We start from the raw sequence: 2,043 nt of genomic DNA on the forward strand, positions 1-2,043 counted from the left end.
GTCCTCAACAATTCTCGCTTCCTGATCAGATAGTTTTTCAATTTGCTCTTCAGTAAATGTCACATATTTACCGACAATGAGGACACCTGATGAACCCTCTTCCTTTAATTCAATATCAATCTTTATATTGTTTTCACGCAAACGCTCTTGAATCGTTGCCTCGGTAATTAAACTAATTTGGTTTGCAGTATTTTTTTCAGTTAGCTGAATCATAAGAAACAAATTAAGAATGAGGAAGGTAATAATGAAAATGGTCTTTGTTCTACTCCAATTCATCTAAATTCTCCTCCTCCTGCTCAAACGTTACCTTTTGCCAGCGATGATCATATAACACAAACCAATGTGGCTCAACGGTCACAAATGTGGCACTCCGCCTAGTCATTTCGTACCCGACTGAAACCCTTTGTAAATTCCGAACTGTAAATAACTCCTGTTCTGATAATCGTTCCAACAGCGCTTGTCCGGAAGGCAATTCAACCATTTCAACCGCATCAATAGGATTTGCGTCTAAGTCAAACAGTGGTCGAACATAACCTGTTGTTTGATTTCCAGAGCGACTTACACGTAAGCTTAACAAATCGCGACCATGAAAACTATAAACAGGTATACCTCTAATATGATGGCGGTACTCTACTTCATCTCGAGATTCATATGACACCCAATTGGACAATTGATAAGGCTCTGTCCATCCTCCGTGTCCATTAATAAACTCAAAACTACTTTGAATGATATGCCGGCTTCCTTTTTCCTGATTCCCAGAAAGTAACGGATTGCTGTAGTCCATAAAATCTCCGTTATTACGAATGTTGATAATTCGATTTCCATCCGTGTAGAACTCTTCACCGTCTGGCTGATAATAATGTTTTACTGAGCTAGGGTCGCTAAATAAAAACTGCATGAAAAATTCACCGGATAACGGGGTAGTCGTATACGAAATCTTCTCCGTCTGAACGGGTTCAACAGGTAAATAAATATATTCCTTTAGCCGTGAAGCCATTGTTTTACCAGCATCTAGCGGCGTGGCAGTTATGAATTCGTCCTTTGCTAAATGAGTTAGTTTATGCAAAGATTTGTACGAAAAAGAAGATTCCAATTCAATCACTCGTCCCTCTTGCGAAGAAAGAATTTGGATATAAACCTCATCCTTAGAAGGCTCCCCATAAAGAAACATTCGATCAACTGCCTCAATTGGTAAATGAATCGATTCAGGGTCGATTTGAAGCAAAGTTAAAAAGATATCTATTGGAATCGACGTTGGATAAATAATCTCAATTCCATCCACCTGATTTCCCTCTGGAAAGGAACCTGCTACGACAATGTCAGTTGTTTCTAAAGAAGATGCTAAAAATTCTTCATATATTTCTTGGTAACGCTCGTCCCTCTTAGGGATAATCGATACTTCCTCATCGTCTTTTCGATAAATAACCACTTGTTCAGGTTCAATCACTTCGGTTAGTTTCCGTTCTTCATTTAATCCATTTGTAATCGGCTCTGATTTCTCAAGAAGGGCGATATTAGGCTGAAACGTCCATAGCTGCCAAGTCAAGATAATGCTCAACCCTACTAAACCAATGAGTAAGCCAGTCTTGAAATGCTCGTAATTCACGCCTCTCCCCCCCTGAATGTTGAATATGGTAGCGTAAAGTATATCGTTGTTCCTTGCCCATCCTCACTTTCAACCCAGATTTCTCCACCGTGAGCGTGTACCATTTCCTTTGCAATAGCCAAGCCTAATCCAGTCCCGCCGACACTGCGTGCACGCGCTTTATCAACACGATAAAAACGGTCGAAAATTTTCGACTGACTTTCCCGCGGAATGCCCATTCCTTCATCAGAAATGCTAACCCGAACATTATGTCCTTGATGAAGCAATGTTACCGTGATGTTCCCCCCCTCTGGTGAATATTTCATCGCGTTTGAAATAATATTATCGAGTACTTGTGTTAACTTGTCGCGATCAATATCAACATAGGTTGGATGTTCCGTAATTTGTCTTGTAATCACAATGTTCTTATCCTGGGCAACCATTTCAAAACGATCGAT

Annotated in this window: 3 protein-coding genes; all 3 read right to left on the reverse strand. The window is 40.1% G+C overall.

Annotation, left to right across the window (positions count from 1 at the left end; all coding sequences use genetic code 11):
• On the reverse strand, positions 1 to 276 hold a 276-nt coding region (locus tag B1R93_RS23220; RefSeq protein WP_483422323.1), incomplete at its 3' end, for a two-component system regulatory protein YycI.
• Positions 263 to 1,606, reverse strand: a complete 1,344-nt coding sequence (locus B1R93_RS14115; RefSeq protein ID WP_165763821.1) for a YycH family regulatory protein — start codon at positions 1,604 to 1,606, stop codon at positions 263 to 265. The genes B1R93_RS23220 and B1R93_RS14115, both read right to left, overlap by 14 nt.
• A partial coding sequence (locus B1R93_RS14120; RefSeq protein WP_165763827.1) for a sensor histidine kinase occupies positions 1,603 to 2,043 on the reverse strand: 441 nt, incomplete at its 5' end. The genes B1R93_RS14115 and B1R93_RS14120, both read right to left, overlap by 4 nt.

The organism is Halalkalibacter urbisdiaboli, from assembly GCF_002156385.1.
GTDB classification, from domain to species: Bacteria; Bacillota; Bacilli; order Bacillales; family Bacillaceae_D; genus Halalkalibacter_A; species Halalkalibacter_A urbisdiaboli.